Here is a 17232-nt window from a genome sequence, read left to right as displayed (position 1 = left end):
CAGGGCGCCTGTCCGCCGACAGGTGTCGTGCTCCATCGTCAAGCGCTCATGACAATGAAGAGCGCGCGTCGCCTGAACCTTCTCCCGCAAGGGGAGACCGGAAGGGCCTCAGCGTTCCGACCTACGCCGACAGGCGCATGCGCTTGATCATGCTGGTGATGGCCTTGAAGGCGTCGCCGATGCCGCCCGAACTCGTCACGTTGAAATACATGGAGGGGTCGGTGGCGCAGGCGCGCAGCAGCGTCTGGTTGCCCTCGATGACGCGCACGGTGAACAGCGTGATGCCGGCGGCCTTGACCACGGTGCAGGCCATCTGGGTGCGCGGGTCGATCTGCCCCGCGGCGCCTGACCCGGAGGCGTAACGGCTCTGGGTGTTGTCGCCGTCGGTGAGCAGGATCATGTAGCGCAGCACGTCGGAGGAGGTGCCGGTCTGCTGGAAGGGCAGGGCGGAGGAGAGCACCGCCAGGCCCATCTGCACGCCGATGGTGATGTTGGTGTTGCCGGTCGGCTGCATGGCGTTGATGGCGGCGCGGGCGGCAGTGAAGTTGGTGGCGAGCGGCTGGACGGCGGCGAGGCTCGACGTGGCGCATTTGACGCCGCGATAGCGCGTGGCGCTGGAGGTCGGCGCGGCGTCGGTGGTGTCGGCCGGCTGGTCGCGGTCGGTCAGGCAGCCGGTCCAGGCCGACTTGGTGGTGACGAGGGTGGAATCGATGCCGGTGCCGTCGAAGCGCATCCAGGTCTCGTTGCGATAGGCGGTGCCGATGTTGACCTGCGTGGCGAAGGGCACGACGGCGATCTTCACCTGATCTGCGGAGACGCGGGTCGCTTCGAGTTCCGAGATGAGGTCGAGCGCGGCCGCCTTCAGGGCGGCCATCTTGCCGCTCCAGGCCATGGAGCCGGTGTTGTCGAGGACGAGGGCGATCTCGATCTTCGGTTCGTTCCACGAGGTCTGCGAGATGACGCTGACCGGCATGGAGGAGACGCCGAGGGTGGCGGCGATGGTGGTCTGCAGCGAGCCGGAGACGGCGAGGCGGATGGTGTTGCCGTCGCGGGTCACGCCGAGCGTGCCGAGGGTGAGGTCGGCGGGCGGCGTGAAATTGCCGGCGAAGGCCCGGTTGGCGGCCTCCTGGAGGCCGGAGGCGGAGAGCGTCCGCGAATCCTTGGCGACTGCCAGCGAGGCGGAATCGAGTGCCGCCTGGATCTGCACCTGTATGCGCGAGACGCGGGTGTAGTCGACCGCGGCGCCCACGACGCCGAACACCGGCAGGGCGGCGAGGCTGAAGAGCAGCGCCACGTTGGCGCGGATGTCGGACCTGAATCGGGACAGTTTCGCCTGCATCTGTGTCGCTCCCGGACAGCGCCCCGTCCGGCGGCGTCCTTCGGGCGACACGGATCAAGTCCCGTGCCGGCGATGGACTGTTCAGCGCGGCACAGGCCGCTTCGCCGTTGCGAAACGGGGGCTTGCCGGTTAAGTGCATCGCTTGCGAGACGGGCCCCCGGGACGGACACGGCATGATCCCCAACGAACCGAAGATCACTCCCGAACTGGTGGCCAGCCACGGCCTCAAGCCGGACGAGTACCAGCGCATCCTGAAACTCATCTCGCGCGAGCCGAGCTTCACCGAGCTCGGCATCTTCTCGGCCATGTGGAACGAGCACTGCTCCTACAAGTCGAGCCGCCTGCACCTGAAGACGCTGCCGACCAAGGCGCCCTGGGTGATCCAGGGGCCGGGCGAGAACGCCGGTGTCATCGACATCGGCGACGGGCTGGCGGCGGTGTTCAAGATGGAGAGCCACAACCACCCGAGCTACATCGAGCCCTACCAGGGCGCGGCGACGGGGGTCGGCGGCATCCTGCGCGACGTCTTCACCATGGGCGCGCGCCCCATCGCCGCGCTCAACGCCCTGCGCTTCGGCGATCCCGAGCATCCGAAGACCCGCCACCTCGTGGCGGGCGTGGTGGCCGGCGTCGGCGGCTACGGCAATTCCTTCGGCGTGCCGACGGTGGGCGGCCTCGTCGGCTTCCACACCCGCTACGATGGCAACTGCCTCGTCAACGCCATGGCGGTGGGCCTCGCCCGCACCGACGGCATCTTCTACGCCAAGGCGACCGGCATCGGCATGCCCATCGTCTATCTCGGCTCGAAGACCGGTCGCGACGGTATCCACGGCGCCACCATGGCCTCCGCCGAGTTCGGCGAGGGCGCCGAGGAAAAGCGGCCGACCGTGCAGGTGGGCGATCCCTTCGCCGAGAAGCTGCTGCTCGAGGCCTGCCTCGAGATCATGGAGAAGGACTGCGTCATCGCCATCCAGGACATGGGCGCGGCGGGCCTGACCTGCTCGGCGGTGGAAATGGGCGCCAAGGGCGACCTCGGCGTCGAGCTGCACCTCGAAAACGTGCCGACCCGCGAACCCGGCATGACCGCCTACGAGATGATGCTGTCGGAGAGCCAGGAGCGCATGCTCATGGTGCTGAAGCCGGAGAAGGAAGAAGAGGCTAAGGCCATCTTCCGCAAGTGGGGCCTCGATTTCGCGGTGATCGGCCACACCACGGACACGCTGCGCTTCGTGGTCAAGCACCACGGCGTGGTGATGGCCGACCTGCCGATCAAGGAACTCGGCGACGAGGCGCCGCTCTATGACCGCCCGCACGTGCCGACGGCGCCGAAGCCGGTGATCGAGGCCGAGAGCGTCGCGGCGCCGCTGTCGAACCGCGAGGCGCTGCTGAAGCTGGTGGCGACGCCCGAACTCGGCTCCAAGCGCTGGGTTTACGAGCAGTACGACTCCATCATCCTCGGCAACACGGTGCAGCGGCCGGGCGGGGACGCCGCCGTCATCCGCGTCGAGCACGGGCCGAAGGGCCTCGCCATGACCTGCGACGTGACGCCCCGCTATTGCGAGGCCGATCCCGTCGAGGGCGGCAAGCAGGCGGTGGCCGAGGTCTATCGCAACATCTCGGCCGTCGGCGCGCGGCCGCTCGCCATCACCGACAACCTCAATTTCGGCAATCCCGAGCGTCCGGAGATCATGGGCCAGCTCGTCGGCTGCATCCATGGCATCGGCGAGGCCTGCCGGGCGCTCGACTTCCCCGTCGTTTCCGGCAACGTCTCGCTCTACAACGAGACGCACGGCCGGGCGATCCTGCCGACGCCGACCATCGGCGGCGTGGGCGTGCTCGACGACTTCCAGGCGAGCGTCGGCATCGCGCCGAAGCGCGAGGGCGAGCAGGTCTTCCTCGTCGGCGCGACGCGGGGCTGGCTCGGCCAGTCGGTCTATCTGCGCGAGATCTGCGGCCGGGAGGAGGGCGCCCCGCCGCCGGTCGACCTCACCGCCGAGCGCCGCCACGGCGAATTCGTCCGCGCCCTGATCGGCGAGGGCCTGGTCGGCGCCTGCCACGACGTCTCGGACGGCGGCCTGGCGGTCGCGCTCGCCGAGATGGCGATCAGCTCCGGCATGGGCATCACCGTCGAGACGCTGTCGCACGACCTGCCGGCCCATGCCTTCTGGTTCGGCGAGGACCAGGGGCGCTATGTCCTCACCGTCGGCGCCGACCAGATCGAGACGCTGGCGACGCGCGCGGCGGGTGCCGGTGTCGAACTGACGCGGCTCGGCGTCGCGGGCGGAGCCGCGTTGACCCTGCCGGACGAGGAACCCATATTGGTGACCGACTTGAAGGCCGCCTTCGAGTCGTGGCTTCCCGCCTACATGGCCCGGGCGGCCTGAACCGGAGAGTTCATCCCATGCCGATGGCCGCTGCCGATATCGAGCGGATGATCAAGGACGCGCTTCCCGACGCGAAGGTCGAGATCAAGGATCTGGCGGGGGACGGCGACCATTATGCCGCCACCGTCGTGTCCGAGGCTTTCCGCGGCAAATCCCGCGTGCAACAACACCAACTGGTCTATGCCGCCCTCAAGGGCAAGATGGGCGGCACCCTCCATGCGCTGGCGCTCACCACCGGCGCGCCCACCTGACGTCTTGAGCGGCCCTTGACGCCGCGAGCGAGAGAACCATGACCACAGCTCACGACAAGATCGATGCCGAGGTGAAGAACAACGACGTGGTGCTCTTCATGAAGGGCACGGCGCAGTTCCCGATGTGCGGCTTCTCCGGCCAGGTCGTCCAGATCCTGGACTATCTCGGCGTGCCCTTCAAAGGCATCAACGTGCTGGACGCCGACGACATCCGCCAGGGCATCAAGGACTATTCCAACTGGCCGACCATCCCCCAGCTCTACGTCAAGGGCGAGTTCATCGGCGGCTGTGACATCACCCGCGAGATGTTCCAGTCCGGTGAGCTCGCCGAGCTGATGAAGACCAACGGCATCACCGTCCGCGAGACGACGGGCTGACATCCATCCTAAGGAGGGCAGCCCGGCGGCTGCCCTTTCTCTTTCTGCCCGGAAGTTGCCACGATCGACTGTAAGAGGGATAAGACAGCGGGGGCGACGTGAGTGCTCCCTTCCGTTGCGCGGCATGGCCGCGCTGCCCAGGCCTTCGGGCCAGCCCATGACCCCCCCAAGGGGGCCGCAAGCCACGGAATGCGTCGCGCCGCATGCCTACCGCCGCTCCCTTCTCGCGTGCCCCCGGTCGGCGCGCCCTGGTCGCCACATTCGGCCTTCTGGTCGTCTCCTCCTCCGCGGCCCTCGGCCAGCAGTCGATGGGCTTCCAGTCCGGCACCACCAGCGTCGGCGGCGGGCAGCCGCTGAACCTCCTCTCTCCCACCTTCATCGCGCCGGCCCCACGCGTCGCAGCGCCCCGCGGCGGCCCCATCGCCGGCGCCGTTCCGGCAACGCCCCCCGCCACCGCCATGACCGCGCCGCTGCCCCAGCCGCGCCCCGACGGCGCGCCGCGCGCCGTCATCACCCAGGCGAGCGCGCCCGCCGCCGTCGCCGCCTCGCTGGCACCCGTCGTCGCCGCGCAAGGTCAGGTCCCCCAGGCCGCGGCGCCTCAGATCGCTGAAGCCGCGCCCGTCGGCCCGCCGCTGCTGCGCCCGTCCATGGACGAGTGGCCGCAGGAGGAGGATCGTGGCCGCGTCATCATTCCCAGCGCCTACCAGCGCCCCCAGCCCCAGCCGCAGACGGGCATCGAGGCGATCGCCGCCGCAGCGCCGGAACAGCCCGGCCGGCCCCAGGGGGAGGCGGCCCTGCCGGCCCGCGCCGTCGCCTTCCATGCGCCCGTGCCGATGGTCCGTCCCGGCGCCACCACGGTCGTGCCCGTCTCCACGGGACCGGCGGCCGTCTCCGCCCCGACGTTGGCGGCGGCCTCTTCGACCCCCGTCACCCTCAACAGCCAGGGCACGGCAACCACCATGGTGGTGCCCTCCGGGCCGGCCGGCAGCCTGCCGGGCTCGCAGCAGGCCGTCATCGTGACGCCGACGCCCGCCCGCGGTCCGGTGCTGGCGGCGCTGCCGCCCGACGGCGGCGCCCGCGACTGGCCGCGCTACGTACCCGGCGCCCGCGGCGAGGACCGCAACCTCGGCATCGCCGGCGAGCGCGTCATGCCTGATCCCGGCGTGCCGCTGACCTGCCTGCCGGCGCCGGTGCGCCGCGCCCTCAACGACGTCGCCCTGCGCTTCGGGCCGGTGCTGGTGCGCTCGACCCACCGCGGCAACCGCGCCTTCGTGCGCACCGACGCCTGGCGCGGCTCCTATCACCGCGACTGCCGTGCCGCCGATTTCCGCGTCTCCGGCAGCCCCGAGGCGATCCTCGCCTTCCTCAGGGCGCGTCACGATCTCGGCGGCGTCAAGCGCTACCGCAACGGCCTGTTCCACATCGACAACGGGCCGCGCCGCTCCTGGTGAGCATTCATTCCCGCGCCTGATCGGTTCATCAGAAGCCTGAATTTGCCGGCGACGCGCTTCCCGGGCAGCTTTCCGCCTATCCCACGGATCAGGAGGACCGGATGCTGCTCGTCGGAATGCTGGACAGTCCCTATGTGCGCCGCGCCGCCATCGCCGGCACCGTGCTCGGCGTCGATTTCGAGCACCAGTCGGTCTCGGTCTTTCGCCACATGGACCGGTTCCGCGCCATCAACCCGCTGATCAAGGCGCCGTCCATGGTGGCGGACGACGGCACGGTGCTGATGGAATCCCAGCTCATCATCCAGCATATGGAGGATGTGGCGGGGAAGAGCCTGCGGCCCGCCGATCCGGCCGCGCGGCTCGCCGACCTCCGGGCGACGGGCCTCGCCGTCGTCACCTGCGAGAAGGCCATCGCCATCGAGTACGAGCGCAAGCGGCCGGAGGCGATCCGCCATGCGCCCTGGCTCGAGCGGGTCGGGGATCAGCTGCAGGAGGCGCTGGCCGCCCTCGACATGGTGGCCGGCGAGCGCTGGAAGTCGCTGCCCGCCGCCTGGACCCACGGCGCCATCGGCGCGGCGGTGGCCTGGGGCTTCATCCGCTTCACCATTCCCGACGCCGTGCCGGCGGACGCCTTCCCGGCGCTCGCCGCTCACGCGGCGCGCTGCGAGGCGACGGAGGTGTTCCGGAACTGGCCCATCGACCGCGAGAGCCCGTGAGGGGCATTGAAATCGGGCGGCGAAAGTCGTGCCCCCATACGCAAAAGGCCGCCCGATGGGCGGCCTTTCCGTCTCTGCCGGGGCAGGGAAAAATCAGCGCGAGTAGAACTCGACGACCAGCGAGGGTTCCATCTGCGTGGCGTAGGGAACCTCGGAGAGGGTCGGCACGCGGGACAGCTTGGCGGTGCCCTTGCCGTGGTCGACGTCGAGATAGTCCGGCACGTCGCGCTCGCCCGACTGGACGGCCTCCATGAACAGGATCATCTGGCGCGAGGTGTCCTTCACCTCGACCACGTCACCGACCTTCACCTTGTAGGAGGGGATGTTGACGCGGCGACCGTTGACCTTGATGTGGCCGTGGTTGACGAACTGGCGGGCGGCGAAGACGGTGGGCACGAACTTGGCGCGGTAGACCACCGCGTCGAGGCGGCGCTCGAGCAGGCCGATCAGGTTCTCGCCGGTGTCACCCTTCACGCGCACGGCCTCGGTGTAGGTGGCGCGGAACTGCTTCTCGGAAATGTTGCCGTAATAGCCCTTGAGCTTCTGCTTCGCCTTCAGCTGGGTGCCGAAGTCGGAGACCTTGCTCTTGCGGCGCTGGCCGTGCTGGCCCGGGCCGTATTCGCGGCGGTTGACGGGGCTCTTCGGGCGGCCCCAGATATTCTCGCCCATGCGGCGATCGATCTTGTACTTGGCAGCGTGACGCTTCGACATCGCGTGTCCCTTATTCGTTTGCTTCGATAGGAGACGCGCCCTCCTCTTACCCCTCGCGGGATACGACAGGCAGGCCGCAAGAGCCTGCCGCGGGTGCGCAATCCCGCCGCATCGCCGTGAAGCGACCCGTCAGGAAGCGGCGTCCTTAGCCGCGACGCCTCGCGATGTCAATGAAGGGGCAACGGTTCGACGCGGGTTTCGGCGAGGCCGAAGCCCCGGAACATCGCCGAGAGGCTCGCCAGAGCCGCGCCGCCGGTGAGAATGGCAGTGGCCGGCTTCGGCTCGGCGGCAGGACCTGCCGGGCCGAGGATCTGGGTCAGGCGGCGGGCGATGGCGGGGGCCGGATCGATCCAGTCCACCGGCCAGGGGGCGAGGGCCCGGAAGGTGTCGACCAGCAGTGGGTAGTGGGTGCAGGCGAGCGCCACCGCATCGGTCCGCCGGCCGGCGCGATCGACGAAACAGGGGGCGATCTCGGCGGCGACGGCGGCGGGGTCCGCCGTCTCGCCGCGCATGGTCGCCTCGGCGAGGCCGGCGAGGCGGGGGGCGCCGACCAGGGTCACCTCGCAGCCGCCGCCATAGGTGGCCACCAGCGCCTTCGTATAGTCGCGGGCGACAGTGCCGGGGGTGGCGAGGATGGAGACCATGCGGCTCGCCGAACGCTCGCAGGCGGGCTTGATGGCCGGCACGGTGCCGACGAAGGGCAGGGGAAAGCGGGCGCGCAGATGCGGCAGGACGAGGGTGGAGGCGGTGTTGCAGGCGATCACCACGCAGTCCGGCGCGTGGGCGGAGATCAGCCGGTCCATGACGGCGACGACGCGGGCGACGAGGTGGTCCTCGTCGAGGCCCCCATAGGGAAAGGCGGCATCGTCGGCGCAATAGACGAAGCGGGCGTCGGGCCGGGCGCGCACCAGCTCGCGGTGGACGGTGAGGCCGCCGAGGCCGGAATCGAAGACCAGGATGGTCGGCGGGCGACCGGCGAGGTCGGCGCCGCGGGAAGGGCTGAGTTTCATGCCGGCCAGGGGATCGAAGGCGATACGCATCACGCACCTTCACGCAGCACTGCCTGTGAGAACCGGCGGAATTCTGGCGGCAAAGCGTTAAGGTTTAGCAAGCGTTCGGCCATCCCGGCCGCCGGCAACGCTGATCCGCGCCGCGGCGGCGTTGACGCCTCCCGCCATCGCGTCCATTCAATCGACAAAACCCTGGGAGGACCCGCATGCACCAGACACCGAAGCCGTTCGAACTCGCGCGGCGCCTGCGCGCGGGCGAGAGCCTGTTCACCGCCTGGATGAGCATGCCGGAGCCGCTGCTGGCCGATCACGTCGCCCGCGAGGGCTTCGACGCCGTCACCTTCGACATGCAGCACTCCTCCGTCGACCTCCTCTCGGCGATGCGCGGCATCTCGGCGGTGAACCATGCCGGCAAGCCGGCCGGCGTGCGCATCGCGCTGGAAGCCTTCGGCGACGGCGCGCGCCTCCTCGACACGGGCGCGGAGATCATCATCGCGCCGATGATCAACTCGGTGGCGGACGCCAAGCGGTTCGCCTCGGCGGTGAAGTATCCGCCGCTCGGCGACCGTTCCTGGGGCGGCAACCGGTTCCAGCAGCTCACCGGCATGAACCCGCAGGACTATCTGCGCCAGGCCAACGAGATGACGGTCAGCCTCGCCATGATCGAGACGACGGCGGCCCTCGCGGCAGTGGACGACATCCTCGCCGTGCCGGGCATCGACGGCGTCTTTGCCGGCCCGTCCGACCTCTCCATCACCCTTTTGAAGGGCGAGAAGCTCGACCCGAACAATCAGGTGGTCAAGGACGCCTTCGCCAAGATCATGACGGCTGCGAAGAAGGCCGGAAAGCTCACCGGCTGCTACGCGCCGAGCCCGGCGCGGGCCAAGGAACTCGCCGCCGACGGCTGGGGCTTCATCACGCTGATCAACGACAGCCTGATGGTGCGCGGCGGGGCGCAGAACGCGCTGAACGTCGTGCGCGGCTGACGCCGGGCTGCGCGGAGGCCGGCGATTGACCGGCCTCAATGCGCGGCGCATCCCGATGCGCGAGGAGAGGATGTCCCCCGGACCTCTGGGTGGAGCCTCTCCATGCGCAATCTCTTCATTCTGATGTTCATGCTGGCGGCGACCGTGTTCGCAGGCAGCGCCATGATCGTGGTGGTGGCGACGCCCTCGCTCTATGACCGGGGCATGGTGATGATCCCCGTGGCGGCGGCGCTCGGCGTCGTCCTCGCCGCGCCCGTCGCCTGGCTCGTCGCCCGCGCCATCAGCCAGGCGTCGAAGCCGGTCTGAGACTCAGCCCAGCGCCTTCAGAAAACCCGCGAAGCGCATCAGCCCCTCCGGCCAGGGACCGTGGCCGGAGGCGGCGTTGATGTGGCCCGCGTCTCCCGCATCGGCCACCGCCGCGCCCCAGGCGTAGCCGAAGTCCTCGGCGCGCTCATAGGCGCAATGCGGGTCGGTGCGGCTCGCCACCAGCACCGAGGGGAAGGGCAGGGGATCGCGGGGGATCGGCGCGAAATGCCGCTCGACCTCCGGGATGTCCGGGTGCTCCTCGATGTCCGGCAGTCCCACCAGGAAGCCGCCCGCGACCAGCCCCTTGGGGAAGAGCGGCGCGGCATGGGCGATGGTGACAACCCCCAGCGAATGGCCGACGAGGATGACGGGCCGCGAGCAGGAGGCGACGGCGGTGGCGAGATTGTCGACCCAACGCGCCTTGTCGGGCTTGTGCCAGTCGCCGAGATGGACGCGTCGTGCCGTCGGAAGCTTGGCCTCCCAGCGGGACTGCCAGTGGTCCTCGGCGGAGTTCGTGTAGCCGGGAACGATGAGGATGTCGGCGTCGGCGGTGCGCATGGGTCAGAAAACTTCCACGGATTCGTGGCCGGCGGCCCGGCGCAGTCTCGTATCGAGGGTGGCGAGGGGGAGGCCACGGCGACGGGCCAGTTCGAGATAGCTGGCGTCGCAGGCGGACAGATGGTGCCTGCGTGCCAGATCCGCCACGGGACCCCATGGCGAGGACGCCCCCTCCTGGTCGACGGTGACCGCGACCTTGGCAAAATCCGCGAGGAGGGCGGCGAGAATGTCGCCGTCGAACCGGCCGCGGCGATGGGCCTGAAGCGCGCCATTGACGACTTCGAGGCGCCAGATGCCCGGCACCACGGCTCCGTTCGCCAGGGCACGGACGACGAGGTCGGCCGCTCCGCCGACCATTTCATCGGGCAGGAAGGCCGCGAGCATGCAGGAGGCGTCGAGGACGACCGACGTCATCGCCGGCCGTCGTCACGCCAGGACAGGATCTCGTCGACAGTCACCTCGCCGCCCTTGAGCACTCCGGGCTTTGAAAGGCGAGCGCGGATGCGTTCGAGAGCTTCGATCCCCGGATTGGCCGCGTCGTCGCGGTCGGGCACCAGCCTGACGACATGCTTGCCGTTGCGCGTGATGCGAACCTCCTCGCCACGCTCCACGCGGTCGATAAGTTCAGACAGCTTCTGCTTGGCCTCGAAGATGCCGACGGTGGTCACGTCCGTTATCCTATCCAGTCAGGCTGGATAGTATCACGCTGCCCCCGACCCGTCACGCTTCGCCAAAAACGCGGCGGAAGATGGTGTCGACGTGCTTCAGGTGGTACCCGAGGTCGAACTTTTCCTCGAGTTCGGCCTCGGAGAGCGCCGCGCGCACTTCCGGGTCGGCCTTCAGGAGTGTCAGGAACTCGCCCTCGCCGCGCCAGACCGGCATGGCGTTGCGCTGGACCAGCCGGTAGGAATCCTCGCGGCTGACGCCCTTCTGGGTGAGGGCGAGCAGAACCCGCTGCGAGTGGACGAGACCGCCCAGGCGGTCGAGGTTCTTCTGCATGTTGGCGGGATAGACCAGCAGCTTGTCGACGACGCCGGTGAGGCGCACCAACGCGAAGTCGAGGGTCACCGTGGCGTCGGGGCCGATCATGCGCTCGACCGAGGAATGCGAGATGTCGCGCTCGTGCCAGAGCGCGACGTTCTCCATGGCCGGCAGCGCCATGCCGCGGACGAGGCGGGCGAGGCCCGTGAGATTCTCGGTCAGCACGGGATTGCGCTTGTGGGGCATGGCCGAGGAGCCCTTCTGCCCCTCGGAGAAGAACTCCTCGGCCTCCAGCACCTCGGTGCGCTGGAGGTGGCGGATCTCGGTGGCGAGGCGCTCGATGCAGGAGGCGACCACGCCGAGGGTGGCGAAGAACATGGCGTGGCGGTCGCGCGGGATGACCTGCGTCGAGACCGGCTCGACCTTGAGGCCCATGGCCCTGGCGACATGTTCCTCCACCCGCGGGTCGATCTGCGCGAACGTGCCGACGGCGCCGGAAATGGCGCAGGTGCGCACCTCCTCGCGGGCGGCCTCGAGGCGGGCGAGGCAGCGGTCGAACTCGGCATAGGCCTGGGCGAGCTTGACGCCGAAGGTGGTCGGCTCGGCGTGGATACCGTGCGAGCGGCCGATGGTCGGCGTCATCCTGTGCTCGAAGGCGCGGCGCTTGAGGGCGGCGAGGAGCGCCTTCACGTCGGCGATGAGCAGGTCCGATGCCCGCACCAACTGGACGTTGAAGCAGGTGTCGAGCACGTCGGACGAGGTCATGCCCTGGTGGACGAAGCGGGAGTCGGGGCCGATGAATTCGGCGAGGTGGGTCAGGAAGGCGATGACGTCGTGCTTCACCTCGCGCTCGATGGCGTCGATGCGCGCGACGTCAAAGGTCACGTCCTTCGCCTTGGCCCAGATGTTGGCGGCGGATTCCTTCGGAATGACGCCGAGATCGGCGAGGGCGTCGCAGGCGTGGGCCTCGATCTCGAACCAGATGCGGAACTTGGTCTGCGGGTCCCAGATGGCGGTCATTTCGGCGCGGGAGTAGCGCGGGATCATGGGACGGGCCTCGGCGATGTCTCGAATGCGCGCGGCTTAGCAGGGTTGCGCTGGAGCGGCAATCGGTGGTGCGCTCAGCGCCGGTTCTGGCGCCAGAACAGCAGGGCCGCCAGCGCCGGCAGGGCGGCGCCCCAGGGCCACCAGAGGCGGAAGGCCGTGGTGGCGTAGAGGTAGAGCGCGCCGGCGGCTCCCATCAGGTGGTGGAGGAAGGACATCTCGCCGTCGTGGTCCTCGGCAAAGGCGAGGGAGCGGGAGTGGACGGCGAAGACGAGGCCCGGCGCCAGGAGCATGACGGCGAGGGTGCCGGCGAAGGCGAGGCCGATCCACAAGGCGAGCGGCGGGGCGGTGAAGCGGGCGCGCAGGCGCTCCAGCAGCCACCAGAGCAGCGCCATGCCCGGCAGCAGCGGCAGGGATTGCAGGCAGACCACCGACAGGCTGCGCCAGGAGGGGGCGTGTCCGGCCATCAGCGTCACCACCGCCGCGGCGAGGAAGGCGGCCGCGGTGACGACGAGCCCGGCGCGCAGCGCGCGCGCCCAGACGCCGGGCCTTGCAAGGCGTGCGGACGGCGCGCGCGACGCCTTTCCCGCCGGCTTGCGCCGGGGCCGGGCCGGGGTCTTGCGGGCCGGTTCTGCCGCGTCTCTGTCGAGGGCTGCGCTGCGAGTCGCCATGGCGCGAGACTAGCCCGGACGAGGTTGACGGGGACTGAATCGGGCCACGCTTATCCCCACCGGAGAGGGCGGGGCGATCCTTCGTGAGGAAGGCCGGCCGTGGTGGCCGGCCCAGGCTTTGCGAGGGTGTCCATGTCCTTCTCGGTGCTCAATCACAGGCTGTGTCTCGACGGGCGACCCGTCGGCTTCCGCCAGTCGCCGCACGGCGGGCGGGCGATGACGCCGCGCCACCTCATCCTGCACTACACGGCCGGCCTGACGGCGCGCTCCGCCATCGGGTGGTTCCTCGATCCGCGCGCCAAGGCCTCTGCCCATCTCGTCCTCGACCGCCAGGGCGAGGTGACGCAGATGATGGCCTTCGACCGCACCTGCTGGCACTGCGGGCAGAGCAGCTGGCAGGGGGTGAGCGGTCTCAACAGCCAGTCGATCGGCATCGAGATGGTCAATGCCGGGCGGCTGGCGAAGGGCGCGGGCGGTCGGTGGCGGACCTGGACGGGCGAGGCGGTGCCGGACGGGGAGGTGGTCGTCGCCCGCCACAGGCACGAGGGCGCGGACGCCGGCTGGCATGCCTATCCTGCGGCGCAGGTGGCGGCGGCGATCGCGATCGGCCGGGCGCTTCGGGCCGCCTACGGCTTTGCCTCGGTGCTCGGCCACGAGGACATCGCGCCGCGCCGCAAGGTCGATCCGGGGCCGGCCTTCCCGCTAGCGGAGGTCGCGGCGCAGATCCTCGAGCGGGGATAGAGCGGGCGGAGGTGGGGATCATCTTTCGCGAACCCCGCCGCTTCGTCATGCCCGCGCCTGACCGGGGCACGACGTGTCGCCCTTGGGGGGCGATGGTCCGGCCCCTCACCCTTCGCCTCTCCCCGCAGGCGGGGAGAGGGGGGCGTCGACGTCACGGCCGTCCTGTGACCGTGATGCCGGGCACCACCGTGGCCGCAAGCGGCGCGACGCTGTTGCCCCTCTCCCGCCTGCGGGGAGAGGGTGAGGGGCTTCGGTTCAACGCTGTCGAGCGATCCCGCTCACACCATCGTGCCGCGGGCGGTCTCGGCGGTGGAGCGGATGGCGGAGATGGCGGCGCCGTACTGGGCCGGGCCGCCCTTGAACACCGCGGAGCCGGCGACGAGCACCGTCGCCCCGGCGGCTGCAACCAGCGGGGCGGTGTCGGGCGTCACGCCGCCGTCCACCTCGATGACGATGTCGCGGCCCGCCACCATCTGCCGGATCTCGGCGATCTTCTCGACCTGGGAGGCGATGAAGGCCTGGCCGCCGAAGCCGGGGTTCACGGTCATGACGAGGACGAGGTCGACGAGGTCGAGCACATGGGCGATGGCGCTCGCGGGGGTCGCCGGGTTCAGCGCCACGCCGGCCTTCTTGCCGAGCGCGCGGATCGCCTGCAGCGAGCGGTGGAGATGGGCGCCCGCCTCGGCATGGACGGTGATGACGTCGGCGCCGGCGCGGGCGAAGGCCTCGAGATAGGGGTCCGTGGGCGCGATCATCAGATGGACGTCGAAGACCTTGGCCGTATGGGGGCGCAGCGCCTTCACCACGTCCGGCCCGAAGGTGATGTTGGGCACGAAATGGCCGTCCATCACGTCGAGATGGATCCAGTCGGCGCCGGCGGCGTCGACGGCGCGCACCTCCTCGCCGAGCTTCGAGAAGTCGGCGGCGAGGATTGAGGGGGCGATGAGCACGGGGCGGGTCATGGCAGGGGTCTCGCGGGAGGGCCGAGGCGCCGGGTAGCACGCGGCAAGGTGCGCGGGCAACGAGGGGCTGCCATCGCTTGCGATACCGTCGGCTCCCCGGCAATGTTGCGCCGCCCCCAGACAGCCATGCCCGCAGCGACGGATCAATGACCGACATTCACGACGTAATCGTTCTCGGCGCCGGCATGGTCGGCGTCTCGACGGCCCTCCATGCCCGCATGCGCGGACTGAACGTGGTTCTGGTCGACAGGCGCCAGCCGGGCGAGGAGACGAGCTACGGCAATTCCGGCGTCATCGACGGCGGCAATCTCTATCCCGTCGCCATGCCGCGCGACGTTCCCACGCTGTTCCAGCATGCGCTGAACAGGCAGACGGCCTCGCACTACCATGTCGGCGCGCTGCCGAAGGTCGCCCGCTGGATGTTCGACTACTGGCGCTGGTCGGCACCGGCCAAGCTCGAGGAGACGGCGCGGGTGATGCGGCCCTTCTTCGCCCAGGCGGTGGAGACCCATCGCGAGCTGATGGCGGTGGCGGGGGCCGAGCGCTATTTCCGCCAGACGGGCTGGCTGGAGCTCTATCGCCGCCCCGAGAGCCTGGCGGCGCAGGACCGCCGCCTCGCTCTGGCGCGGGAATTCGGCATCGACAACGTCAAGCTCACCCATGACGAGACGCTGGAGCTGGAGCCGCACCTCAAGGGCGCCTTCGCCGGCTCCATCTGGTGCAAGGGTGCCGACACCGTGTCGAACCCCGGCGGCGTCACCAAGGCCTATGCGGAAGCCTATGTGAGCCGGGGCGGCCGTTTCGTCATCGGCGACGCCATGACGCTGGAGAAGGTGGCCGGCGGCTATCGCGTGCAGACGGCGGACGGCCCGGTCACGGCCCGGCAGGTGGTCGTCGCGCTCGGCATCTGGTCGAAGGCGCTGGTGGCGAAGTTCGGCTATTCGGTGCCGCTCTCGGCCAAGCGCGGCTATCACCGCCACTACAAGCCCGCCGGCAACGCCTTCCTCAACCGCCAGGTCTGCGACGAGGACGTCGGCTACGTGCTCTGCCCGATGGAGCAGGGCATCCGGCTGACCACCGGCGTCGAGATCGCGCTGCCCGACGCGCCGGCGACGCCGGTGCAGGTGGAGCGCGCCTTCGCCCATGCCAAGGATCTGTTCGACCTCGGCGAGCCGGTGGAGGCGGAGCCCTGGATGGGGCGGCGGCCGGCGACGCCGGATTCGCGCCCCGTCGTCGGGCCGGCGCCGCGCCACGAGGGCCTGTGGTTCGCCTTCGGCCACGGTCACTGGGGCTTCACGCTGGGCCCCGCCACCGGCAAGGCACTCGCCATCGCCATGCAGGGCGCGCCGCAGCCGCTGGACCTCTCGCCCTACCGCATCGACCGCTGGTGACGCCCATGAACGTCGTCATGCTCCTGTTTCCGCGGCTCACCCAGCTGGACCTCACCGGTCCCTTCGAGGTGTTCACGCGGTTCAAGGAGCTGAAGGTCCATCTCGTCTGGAAGACGATGGACCCGGTGACGGACGCCTCCGGGCTGAAGATCCTGCCGTCGGCGACCTTCGCCGATTGCCCGCAGGCCGACATTCTCTTCGTGCCGGGCGGGCCGGGGCAGATGGGCGTCATGGAGGATGCCGAGACGCTCGACTTCCTGCGCCGGCAGGCGGCCGGTGCGCAGTGGATCACATCGGTCTGCACGGGGTCGCTGGTCCTCGCGGCCGCCGGCCTGATGACCGGCTACCGGGCGACTTGCCACTGGTCGTCCATCGATCAGCTGGCGCTTTTCGGCGTGACGCCGGTGGCGGAGCGCGTGGTGGTGGACCGGGACCGCGTCAGCGGCGCCGGGGTCACCTCCGGCATCGATTTCGCCCTGACGCTCGCCGCCCTGCTGTTCGGCGAGGAGCGGGCCCGGCAGGCGCAGCTGTTCATGGAATATGATCCGGCGCCGCCCTATTCCGGCGGCAGCCCGGCCTCGGCGCCTGCTGAGATGGTCGCAACCGTCCGCGAGGGACTGAAGCCTTTCCTCGCCGAGCGACGGGCCATATCCGAGCGCGCGGCCGCCGCCCTCAGACGGTGATGTCGAAGAGCCGGGCCGCGGGCGGATAGGCGGCGGACCCTGCGGGAGCCGGGAGGACAGCCTCCCCGGCGCGGATCATGTCGGCGAGACGCCCCTCATAGACCACGGCGGGCTCCGGCACGCGGCCGGCCTTCCTGTCGAGCTGTTCCTGCTTCACCGGATCGCGGGTCGGGTTCTCGGGATCGAGCCCGCGCTTGGCGTTGCTGACGTCCGTGCAGTCGGCGCAGGGATAGCCGTTGACCATCTCGATCATGGGGCGACACGTCCGGTGAGTGACGCCTCGTGCTTCGGGGCGCGGGGCGGTGTCGTTACCCGCCCGCGCGCCATCCGTCCGGACATGGTGAAGAGGCGGTAAACGCCGCTTCAGACGGTGATGTCGAACATGCGGGCCGAAGGCATGACCGCGGCGGCATTGGGGGATCGGGTGGGCTGCCGCTCCGCAGCCTCGGCGGCGCGGCGCATCTCGGCGATGCGGCTGTCGTAGACGACGGCGGGGTCCTCGGTCCGGGTGGTCGTGGAGGAGCCGACGGCTTTGCCTTCAGCTTCCGCGGCTTCCTGCGCGAGGCGCGCCTCTTCCGCCCGGCGCGCCTCTTCGGCGCGGCGATATTCATCCGCACGCCGGGTCGTATCGATCCCTGCGGCGCTGGGGCCTGTCGTGCTCATCATGGGC

At 70.0% G+C, this 17232-nt stretch carries 21 protein-coding genes; 10 read left to right on the top strand and 11 right to left on the bottom strand.

Features of this window, described 5'->3' with window-relative positions; translation table 11 throughout:
• Positions 1–121: 121 nt before the first annotated feature.
• A complete protein-coding gene (locus C6569_RS22380; protein WP_106748767.1) occupies positions 122–1339 on the bottom strand; it encodes a TadE/TadG family type IV pilus assembly protein in 1218 nt (405 codons plus the stop codon).
• 173 nt (positions 1340–1512) lie between these two features.
• Between C6569_RS22380 and purL the strand changes: the two genes are divergently transcribed.
• From purL to C6569_RS10310, 5 genes are all read left to right on the top strand, one after another.
• Positions 1513–3723, top strand: coding sequence for a phosphoribosylformylglycinamidine synthase subunit PurL (purL, locus tag C6569_RS10330; RefSeq protein ID WP_181313990.1), 2211 nt, complete (start codon positions 1513–1515; stop codon positions 3721–3723).
• 17 nt (positions 3724–3740) lie between these two features.
• The gene (locus tag C6569_RS10325; RefSeq protein ID WP_106748766.1) at positions 3741–3974 is read left to right on the top strand and encodes a BolA family protein; all 234 of its coding nucleotides are present in this window, start codon (positions 3741–3743) and stop codon (positions 3972–3974) included.
• Between the two features lie 38 nt (positions 3975–4012).
• A complete protein-coding gene (gene grxD, locus C6569_RS10320) occupies positions 4013–4351 on the top strand; it encodes a Grx4 family monothiol glutaredoxin (protein ID WP_106748765.1) in 339 nt (112 codons plus the stop codon).
• Between the two features lie 203 nt (positions 4352–4554).
• A complete protein-coding gene (locus C6569_RS10315) occupies positions 4555–5802 on the top strand; it encodes a D-Ala-D-Ala carboxypeptidase family metallohydrolase (protein ID WP_106748764.1) in 1248 nt (415 codons plus the stop codon).
• A 101-nt stretch (positions 5803–5903) separates the two neighbouring features.
• On the top strand, positions 5904–6518 hold the full coding sequence (locus C6569_RS10310; protein WP_106748763.1) for a glutathione S-transferase: 615 nt from the start codon (positions 5904–5906) through the stop codon (positions 6516–6518).
• 93 nt (positions 6519–6611) lie between these two features.
• Here the strand turns inward: C6569_RS10310 and rpsD are convergent, their stop codons facing one another.
• Together rpsD and murI are read right to left on the bottom strand one after the other, a co-directional pair.
• Positions 6612–7229 carry a 30S ribosomal protein S4 gene (rpsD, locus tag C6569_RS10305; RefSeq protein ID WP_106748762.1) on the bottom strand — a complete coding sequence of 206 codons (618 nt, stop codon included), beginning with the start codon at positions 7227–7229 and terminating at the stop codon, positions 6612–6614.
• A gap of 167 nt (positions 7230–7396) precedes the next feature.
• Entirely contained in the window at positions 7397–8269 is an 873-nt protein-coding gene (gene murI / locus C6569_RS10300) for a glutamate racemase (RefSeq protein ID WP_106748761.1), read from the bottom strand.
• 176 nt (positions 8270–8445) lie between these two features.
• Between murI and C6569_RS10295 the strand changes: the two genes are divergently transcribed.
• Positions 8446–9225, top strand: coding sequence for an HpcH/HpaI aldolase family protein (locus tag C6569_RS10295; protein ID WP_106748760.1), 780 nt, complete (start codon positions 8446–8448; stop codon positions 9223–9225).
• A 102-nt stretch (positions 9226–9327) separates the two neighbouring features.
• Positions 9328–9531 (top strand): hypothetical protein, encoded by a 204-nt coding sequence (locus tag C6569_RS10290; protein WP_106748759.1) that lies wholly within the window; start codon positions 9328–9330, stop codon positions 9529–9531.
• 3 nt (positions 9532–9534) lie between these two features.
• Here the strand turns inward: C6569_RS10290 and C6569_RS10285 are convergent, their stop codons facing one another.
• From C6569_RS10285 to C6569_RS22375, 5 genes are all read right to left on the bottom strand, one after another.
• On the bottom strand, positions 9535–10089 hold the full coding sequence (locus C6569_RS10285) for an RBBP9/YdeN family alpha/beta hydrolase (protein WP_106748758.1): 555 nt from the start codon (positions 10087–10089) through the stop codon (positions 9535–9537).
• A 3-nt stretch (positions 10090–10092) separates the two neighbouring features.
• Entirely contained in the window at positions 10093–10503 is a 411-nt protein-coding gene (locus tag C6569_RS10280) for a type II toxin-antitoxin system VapC family toxin (protein WP_106748757.1), read from the bottom strand.
• The gene (locus tag C6569_RS10275) at positions 10500–10757 is read right to left on the bottom strand and encodes a type II toxin-antitoxin system Phd/YefM family antitoxin (protein WP_106748756.1); all 258 of its coding nucleotides are present in this window, start codon (positions 10755–10757) and stop codon (positions 10500–10502) included. The genes C6569_RS10280 and C6569_RS10275 overlap by 4 nt, the downstream gene beginning before the upstream one ends.
• A gap of 52 nt (positions 10758–10809) precedes the next feature.
• Entirely contained in the window at positions 10810–12117 is a 1308-nt protein-coding gene (purB, locus tag C6569_RS10270) for an adenylosuccinate lyase (protein ID WP_106748755.1), read from the bottom strand.
• Between the two features lie 74 nt (positions 12118–12191).
• On the bottom strand, positions 12192–12785 hold the full coding sequence (locus tag C6569_RS22375) for a hypothetical protein (RefSeq protein ID WP_106748754.1): 594 nt from the start codon (positions 12783–12785) through the stop codon (positions 12192–12194).
• A gap of 132 nt (positions 12786–12917) precedes the next feature.
• On the opposite strand from C6569_RS22375, the gene C6569_RS10260 reads away from it, so the two are divergent.
• Positions 12918–13526 (top strand): N-acetylmuramoyl-L-alanine amidase, encoded by a 609-nt coding sequence (locus C6569_RS10260; protein ID WP_146144775.1) that lies wholly within the window; start codon positions 12918–12920, stop codon positions 13524–13526.
• A 278-nt stretch (positions 13527–13804) separates the two neighbouring features.
• On the opposite strand, the gene rpe is transcribed toward C6569_RS10260, so the two are convergent.
• Entirely contained in the window at positions 13805–14488 is a 684-nt protein-coding gene (rpe, locus tag C6569_RS10255) for a ribulose-phosphate 3-epimerase (RefSeq protein ID WP_106748752.1), read from the bottom strand.
• A gap of 146 nt (positions 14489–14634) precedes the next feature.
• Here rpe and C6569_RS10250 point away from each other — a divergent pair, with 146 nt between their 5' ends.
• Positions 14635–15879 (top strand): NAD(P)/FAD-dependent oxidoreductase, encoded by a 1245-nt coding sequence (locus C6569_RS10250; RefSeq protein WP_106748751.1) that lies wholly within the window; start codon positions 14635–14637, stop codon positions 15877–15879.
• 5 nt (positions 15880–15884) lie between these two features.
• A complete protein-coding gene (locus C6569_RS10245) occupies positions 15885–16562 on the top strand; it encodes a DJ-1/PfpI family protein (protein ID WP_245898296.1) in 678 nt (225 codons plus the stop codon).
• Here C6569_RS10245 and C6569_RS10240 read toward each other — a convergent pair.
• Positions 16552–16815 (bottom strand): hypothetical protein, encoded by a 264-nt coding sequence (locus tag C6569_RS10240; protein WP_106748750.1) that lies wholly within the window; start codon positions 16813–16815, stop codon positions 16552–16554. The genes C6569_RS10245 and C6569_RS10240 overlap by 11 nt on opposite strands.
• Positions 16816–16925: 110 nt before the next feature.
• Positions 16926–17228, bottom strand: coding sequence for a hypothetical protein (locus C6569_RS10235; protein ID WP_106748749.1), 303 nt, complete (start codon positions 17226–17228; stop codon positions 16926–16928).
• Between the last annotated feature and the right edge of the window lie 4 nt (positions 17229–17232).

Origin of the sequence: Phreatobacter cathodiphilus (assembly GCF_003008515.1) — a bacterium.
In the GTDB taxonomy this organism is placed as follows: Bacteria; Pseudomonadota; Alphaproteobacteria; order Rhizobiales; family Phreatobacteraceae; genus Phreatobacter; species Phreatobacter cathodiphilus.
This window is presented reverse-complemented; position numbering and strand designations above follow the sequence as displayed.